Here is a 7,146-nt window from a genome sequence, read left to right as displayed (position 1 = left end):
CCGGGCGCGGATACGGCGTTGGAACCGGGTGCCGCGGGCGAGCCGGGTGTGGGCGCGGAGTCCGGGCCGCGGTCTCACTCTCGCCGTACCGCCGCCCGCCCGACCGCGAGCAGTCCGCGTAGCCGGTGATTCGCCGGTGCCAGTTCCGGATGGGTTGCCATGAGGCGCGTCTCGTCGAATCCGCCGACGAAGACCGCGCCGAGGTCCAGCGCCGTCGCCTGTAGGTACATGTTCTGCACGGCGTGTCCGACCTCCATGTCGGCGTACCGTTCCCCGCGCCGCCCCGTCGGCGGCTGCTCGGCGAAATGCGCTCGCACCCGGTCGATGTCGACCGTCACCGCCACCACCAGCGCGGCATCGCGCAACCAGGGCTGGGGGCCGAACGCGGCCTCGGCCAGCACGGCCCGCACCTCGCGGTCACCGGTGCGGACGAGGGCGTGCGACTGCGGCCGGTACTCGTAGACGCCGGGGTCCAGGCCGTCCACCCGGTGCACGGCCACGCTCAGCGCCACCGGATACAGCGCCCCCGCCGACGGCACCGTGCGGCCCTGTCCCGAAACGCCCTGCCCGGACCACAGCAGGCTCGCCAGCGCCGCCCGCTCGACCGATTCCGGGGCGAACTCGCGCACCGTCCGCCGCCGCGCGAGGATATCCGGCAGCGATCCCGGTGCGCCGGGATCGGGATCGGGCAATCTCCACATCGGGCGATCGTATTCCGGGCGCCGCGTGCGTGATACCCACCACCGGGGCCGTGGTCGGCGCGGGTGGTCGGAGAGGGACCTGGAAGAATGAGCGGGCCCGTCGCCTGCCGACGGCCGGGTCACACGCGAGAACGGAGTTTCGATTGAGCACGTCTGACACGACGGTTCTGGTCACGGTCACCGGACCCGACAAGCCGGGCGTGACGTCGGTGCTGCTCGCGGCACTGGCGAACAACTCCGTGAGCCTGCTGGATGTGGAGCAGGTCGTCATCCGCGGCCGCCTGACCCTGGGCGTGCTGGTGACCTGTCCCAGCGATCCGGAGGCCCTGCAGGATCAGCTCGAGGACGCCATGGCCACCGTCGGCATGCATGTCGACGTGGAGATCGGCGCGAACAGCGTCTCGGGCGCGAAACTGTCCACCCACGCCGTGGTGGTGCTCGGCAGCCCGGTCACCGCGCGCGCCTTCGGGGCCATCTCGCGGGAACTGGCCGGGCAGGGCGTCAATATCGACTCCATTCGCGGTATCGCCGACTATCCGGTGACCGGGCTGGAGCTCATGGTCACGGTGCCGTCCGCGCCCGCGGTCGCGGTGCCGATCGGCGACGCGGGCCGCCCCGAGGTGGTCGAGACGGCGTCCGACGCGGTCGATACCGGCATGGCGGAGACGCGGCTGCGCACCGGCTTGGCCGAGGTGGCCGTGAAGGCGGGCGTGGACGTGGCGGTCGAGCGTGCGGGCCTGGCGCGCCGCTCCAAGCGCCTCGTCGTCTTCGACGTGGACTCCACCCTCATCCAGGGCGAGGTCATCGAGATGCTGGCCGCGCACGCGGGCGTGGAGGACGAGGTCCGCCAGGTCACCGAGGCCGCCATGCGCGGCGAGATCGACTTCGCGGAATCGCTGCGGCAGCGGGTGGCGACGCTGGCCGGGCTGGACGCCTCGGTGATCGACGAGGTCGCCGACCGCATCGAACTCACCCCCGGTGCGCGCACCACCATTCGCACGCTGCGCCGCCTCGGCTTCCGCTGCGGTGTGGTGTCCGGCGGGTTCCGACAGGTCATCGAACCGCTCGCGCATGAGCTGGAACTCGATTTCGTGCAGGCCAATACGCTCGAGATCGTCGACGGCAAGCTCACCGGCAAGGTGGTGGGCGAGATCGTCGACCGCGCCGCCAAGGCGGTGGCGCTGCGGCGGTTCGCCGCCGAGGCCGGTGTGGCCATGGAGCAGACCGTCGCGGTGGGCGACGGCGCCAACGACATCGACATGCTCAATGCCGCCGGGCTGGGCATCGCCTTCCAGGCCAAGCCCGCGTTGCGCGAGGTGGCGGACGCGGCGCTGTCGCATCCGTACCTGGACGCGATCCTGTTCATTCTCGGCGTCACCCGCGACGAGGTGGAGGCGGCCGACGCCCGCGACGGAATGCTGCGCCGGGTACCGCTCAACAGCTGACGCGCCCGCGTCGGTTCAGCAATTGACGCGCCCGCGTCGGTCGGCGGTATGCCAGGGATTCGCCAGTAGGCTCGCGTCATGCGTAGCCTCCTGCCGGTAGTGGCGCTCGGCCTGGTGCTCGTCGGCTGTTCCACCGATTCCGGCGACTCCGACCCGGCATCGACCACGGCGCAGCCCACCACCGCGTCGAGCACCGCCCCGACCACGAACCCGTCGACCACCGCGCCCGCGTCAGGTCCGGTCACCGTCGACCAGTCCGCGAACGGCACCGAACTGGACCTGCCGACCGGGCAGCGACTGCTGGTGCGGCTGCCGTCCAACCCGTCCACCGGTGCGTCCTGGGCGATGGTGCGACTCGACCAGGACATCCTGCGTCAGGACGGCGATCCGGACTACCAGGCGGATCCGGGCCCCGCCATGCCGGGCAAGGGCGGCACCGAGACGTGGGCGTTCCGCGCGGAACAGCCGGGGACCGCCACCCTCGAACTGGTCTATTCCCGGCCGTGGGAGGAACCCGCCGATACGGATCGGCGTTTCACCCTCACCGTGCGCGTCGCGTAGTTCCGTTCCGGTGTGCCGGCAATGCACGCGACGGAAATGCCTTCGACGGATGGCGAGTTGGCGGTGCCCGGTCTTCTCGAGCAGAGTGGATCGGTGACCGAAGGTGTGTGCGATATCGAATCAGCATCCGGATTGGTGGAATTCGCGGTACGGCACGCGGAATTGGCGCGCGGATACGGTGGCGCGGGCGATCCCGACGATCCGGCGCTGGTCCAGGCCATGCAACTGGTCCTGCATATTCCGAAGTCCGATCCGCCCCGCCGTGACGCGGTGCTGGCCGCTGCCGCCGCCGCGTCGGTCGCCCTGTGTCTCGACGAACGGGTGGGTCCGGGCGGGCCGTGGGCGGACCGGTACCTGGCGTGGCAGCGGTCGCGGATCCGCAAGGTCGCCCGCCGGGCCCGTGGGGCACACTGGCTGGCCGCCCAGGAGGTGGACGGGGTGACCGTGGAACTCGACGGGGCGCAGGCGCGGGCCCTGGTGCCCGGACCGGTCGGGTCGGTCGACGCGCGGATCAAGCGCCTGCAGATCGGCGGCACCGAACTACCTCTCGATGAACCAGGCGATCTCGACGAGAGGTATCCGGTGCTATGGGTGAACGCCGAATTGGGTATGTCCGTGGGTAAGGCTGCCGCACAGGTGGGACACGCGAGCATGCTGCTCGCCGGGGCCCTGCCCGTGCAGCAGGTGTATGCCTGGTCCGAGAGTGGCTACCGTTGTGCCGTGGCGGATGCCGATCCCGGTCGCTGGGCACGGCTGCGACAACGCGTGGCCGAGGGCGGTGCGATCGCCGTCCGGGATGCCGGATTCACCGAGGTGGCTCCGGGGTCGATGACGGTGATCGCGGTGCCGGGACGGTGACGGAACATCGCCGCGTCCAGGGACGTTGAATTGTTGCGCGATTGCCGCGCCGATGTCCCCGCGATGAACCGAACGGTCTCCACACTGGCCTATGTGCGCTGCGGGTATCGACTTCGCCGTACCGCTGGGCAAGGATCGGGGCACGAGTTTCCGCGGGAGGAAACACGGAGATGACTACTCTGCTGGTGATTCTTATCGTGTGGGTGCTGCTGTCCATTCCGGCGGCGCTGATTCTGGCACGCATGTTCCGCCGGCCGCGCGTCGAGCGGCGGCCGTCGGAATTCGACAACCTAGAAATGCGGGAGCGTGCGCGACGCTGGGAATTCGACCGTCCGGCCGACGAATTCGGCCGCGATCGGCGGCCCAGCGGACTGTGACACACGCCCGTGATCGCACACCACGTTGACGCGTGTCCTGGGGCGTGAGACAAGATGGAGCCCGTGCCGCAACCGGATCCCGATCTGCTCATCGACTTCAACGACGTCACCGTCCGACGTTCCGGTCACACCCTCGTCGGGCCGGTCACCTGGCAGGTGGAACTCGACGAACGCTGGGTGGTGCTCGGCCCCAACGGCGCCGGGAAGACCTCATTGCTCCGCATGGCCGCCGCCGAGATGTACCCCACCTCGGGGACGGCGAACCTGCTGGGGGAGGTGCTCGGCCGGGTCGACATCAGCGAGCTGCGCCCCCGCATCGGACTCTCCTCGGCGGCCGTGGCCAGTCGGGTTCCGCTCGACGAGAAGGTCTCCGACCTGGTGGTCTCGGCCGGATACGCGGTCATGGGCCGCTGGCGGGAGCGCTATGACGACATGGATACCGACCGCGCCGTCGACGTGCTGGAAAGTCTGGGCGCCGAACACCTTTCCGACCGCGCCTACGGCACCCTCTCCGAGGGTGAACGCAAGCGGGTGCTCATCGCCCGCGCGCTCATGGCCGATCCGGAACTGCTCCTGCTCGACGAACCCGCCGCCGGGCTGGACCTGGGCGGCCGGGAGGAGTTGGTGGAACGCCTGGGCGATCTGGCCGCCGACCCCGACGCGCCCGCCACCGTGCTGGTCACCCACCACGTCGAGGAGATCCCGCCGGGCTTCACCCACGGCATGCTGCTCAACGAGGGCGCGGTGATCGCGCAGGGGCTGCTCGAGGATGTGCTCACCGCCGACAATCTCAGCGAGGCGTTCCGCCAGTCCATCACCCTCGACCGCATCGACGGCCGCTATTTCGCGCGTCGCAGCCAGCGCTTCGGTCGGCACCGCACCCGCTGATCCGGCGGCGGGTGGCGCTTCTGCGTCGGCGGGCGGCGCTTCGAGGCCGATCCACGTCGGCGGGAGCCGGATACGCGCGCGCCTCACATGAGCGTTTCACTTGCTCCGATTCGGTTACGCGGCTGGTGAATCGGTGTCATGCTCACCGCGTTCGGGGCATTCGTCCGATTCGGTGACGAGTGTTCGTTGCGTCGCGAACCGACAGGCGGGCACACTGTCCGCAACATGGTTGGGGTGCATCGAACAGGATGGACGGCGCGGGTAATGCCGCTTTCCCTCCCGAGCCGCTTGGGTCCCGCGCGACCGGTTGGTCCGGTGTCCGGACCGGTGCTGCCCTGTCGCGCCGACCTAGCAAACGTTAGGGTGCGGAGTGTGAGCGAGACAGTTGCGCGTGGCGAGCAGCCGACCGCGGTGCCGGTTCGGGACGCCTCCACGGTCATGCTGGTGCGGGACGGTGTGAACGGGCCCGAGGTGTTCCTGCAGCGCCGCGTGAACGCCATGGCGTTCGCGGCCGGGATGACCGTCTTCCCGGGCGGCGGGGTGGATGCCACCGACGCCGCCGTGGCGCTGGACTGGGCCGGACCCGAACCCGCCTGGTGGGCGGCGCGTTTCGGTGGCACCGACGCGGCGCGGGCGCAGGCGCTGGTCTGCGCCGCGGTGCGCGAGACCTTCGAGGAGTGCGGGGTGCTGCTGGCCGGACCGACCGCCGACACCGTGGTCGCCGACACCGGCGTCTACGCCGAGGTCCGGGGTCGGCTGGAGCGTCGTGAACTGTCCTTCGCCGAATTCCTCACCCGCGAGCGACTGGTGCTGCGCGCCGATCTGCTGCGCCCGTGGGCGAACTGGATCACCCCCGAAGTGGAGTCGCGTCGCTACGACACCCACTTCTTCGTGGCGGTGCTGCCCGAGGGGCAGCAGGCCGACGACGCCACCTCCGAGGCCGAGGTCGTCACCTGGTCCACCCCCGCCGAGGCCATCGAACGCTGGCGGTCGGGACTGGACGTGCTGCTCCCGCCCACCTGGTCGCAGCTGGTCGCCCTCGGCGAATTCGGCTCCACCGCCGATATTCTCGCCGCCACCCCCGCGATCGAACCGATCATGCCGGTCTACGACCCGGAATCGGGCGGCCCCACCCTGGCCTTCCCGAACGCCGCACGCTACTTCTCGGACCTGCCCGACGGCACCCGCCTCCGCGGCTCCCAGCGGCCCTGAGCACGGCGGGGACTTCGGCGGCCTCCGCATAACCCCTGGCGGCGTGGGCCGAGCGGTGTCCCGATCGGTCGTGCGCCCGGAGACCACCGTGGCCCGGAGTTACCCTGGGTTTGCTGATTTCGTGCATATCCGGCGAACGCCCGACGAAAGGTGCGTACCGATGGCGATGACCGACCCGCTGCCCGCGATCCCGCTGGAATCCTGGCGACCCACCAAGGAGACCCTGCACCGCTACCTCCAGATCGTCGGCAAGGTGGCGCTGGAGCGCGGGATCCGCCGAAACCACTGGTGGCATATGACATTCCGACCCACCGCGCGCGGCTGGACCACGGTCCCGCTCGGCTCGGCCCGCACCGGACCGGTCTTCACCTGCGCCTTCGACTTCTTCGACCACGAACTGCGGATCGAGACCGCTCACGGCCGGCGCGGCGCGGTACCGCTGGCGGGCCAGTCGGTGGCGAGCTTCTACACCGATGTGATGGCGGCCCTGCGCGCCTCCGGCATCGATTGCACGCTGCCGAATCCGACCCCCTTCGACCTGCCCGACCACGGCCGTCCCTTCGACGAGGACACCGAGCACGCCGACTACGACCCGGAGCGGGCGCGGGACGCTTTCCTGGTGTACAGCCAGGTCGGCCGCATTCTGGAGGAGTTCAGCGCGGCCTTCTCCGGGAAGATCAGTCCGGTGCAGGTCTTCTGGCACACCTTCGACATCGCGGTGCAGCGCTTCGCGCCCCGGCACATCGAGATGCCCGCGAGCGTGGATCCCGTGACCCGCGAGGCGTATTCGCGCGAGGTGATCAGCGCCGGATTCTGGTTCGGCGACGACAAGGTCCCCGAACCCACCTTCTACTCCTACGTCGCCCCCGAGCCCGACGGGCTGACCGACGCCGAACCGCGCCCCGCCAGGGCCCGCTGGGTGCCCTCGGGCTCGGCCCACGCCGCCTACTACGCCTACGACGAGGCCCGCGCCACCGCCGACCCGGTCGGCGCGGCCCTCGAGTTCTACCAGTTCGTCTACGCCCGCGGCTCCGAACTGGCGGGCTGGGACGCCCCCGCGCTGACCTGCTGGGGCGGCATCACCGACCCGGTGCTGCGCGAACA

The 7,146-nt window shown here is 70.4% G+C and carries 8 protein-coding genes; 7 read left to right on the top strand and 1 reads right to left on the bottom strand.

Features of this window, described 5'->3' with window-relative positions; genetic code table 11:
* Positions 1-74: 74 nt before the first annotated feature.
* The gene (locus tag QK444_RS29185; RefSeq protein ID WP_282785341.1) at positions 75-701 is read right to left on the bottom strand and encodes a SagB/ThcOx family dehydrogenase; all 627 of its coding nucleotides are present in this window, start codon (positions 699-701) and stop codon (positions 75-77) included.
* Between the two features lie 143 nt (positions 702-844).
* Between QK444_RS29185 and serB the strand changes: the two genes are divergently transcribed.
* The 7 genes from serB to QK444_RS29150 form a co-directional block, all read left to right on the top strand.
* A complete protein-coding gene (gene serB, locus QK444_RS29180; RefSeq protein ID WP_282785340.1) occupies positions 845-2,146 on the top strand; it encodes a phosphoserine phosphatase SerB in 1,302 nt (433 codons plus the stop codon).
* A gap of 78 nt (positions 2,147-2,224) precedes the next feature.
* Positions 2,225-2,707, top strand: a complete 483-nt coding sequence (locus tag QK444_RS29175; RefSeq protein ID WP_282785339.1) for a protease inhibitor I42 family protein — start codon at positions 2,225-2,227, stop codon at positions 2,705-2,707.
* A 93-nt stretch (positions 2,708-2,800) separates the two neighbouring features.
* On the top strand, positions 2,801-3,565 hold the full coding sequence (locus QK444_RS29170) for a peptidyl-tRNA hydrolase (RefSeq protein ID WP_282785338.1): 765 nt from the start codon (positions 2,801-2,803) through the stop codon (positions 3,563-3,565).
* 170 nt (positions 3,566-3,735) lie between these two features.
* Positions 3,736-3,942 carry a hypothetical protein gene (locus QK444_RS29165; protein ID WP_282785337.1) on the top strand — a complete coding sequence of 69 codons (207 nt, stop codon included), beginning with the start codon at positions 3,736-3,738 and terminating at the stop codon, positions 3,940-3,942.
* 54 nt (positions 3,943-3,996) lie between these two features.
* Positions 3,997-4,830 (top strand): ABC transporter ATP-binding protein, encoded by an 834-nt coding sequence (locus QK444_RS29160; protein WP_282785336.1) that lies wholly within the window; start codon positions 3,997-3,999, stop codon positions 4,828-4,830.
* A gap of 438 nt (positions 4,831-5,268) precedes the next feature.
* Entirely contained in the window at positions 5,269-6,042 is a 774-nt protein-coding gene (locus tag QK444_RS29155; protein ID WP_282785342.1) for an NUDIX hydrolase, read from the top strand.
* Positions 6,043-6,202: 160 nt separating this feature from the next.
* Positions 6,203-7,146, top strand: a 944-nt coding sequence (locus QK444_RS29150; RefSeq protein WP_282785335.1) for a DUF5996 family protein, incomplete at its 3' end; no start/stop codon positions are given.

The organism is Nocardia sp. CC201C, from assembly GCF_030010695.1.
Taxonomy (GTDB): Bacteria; Actinomycetota; Actinomycetes; order Mycobacteriales; family Mycobacteriaceae; genus Nocardia; species Nocardia otitidiscaviarum.
Note: the sequence above shows the minus strand (reverse complement) of the source record. Positions and strands in the feature narration are given on the sequence as shown.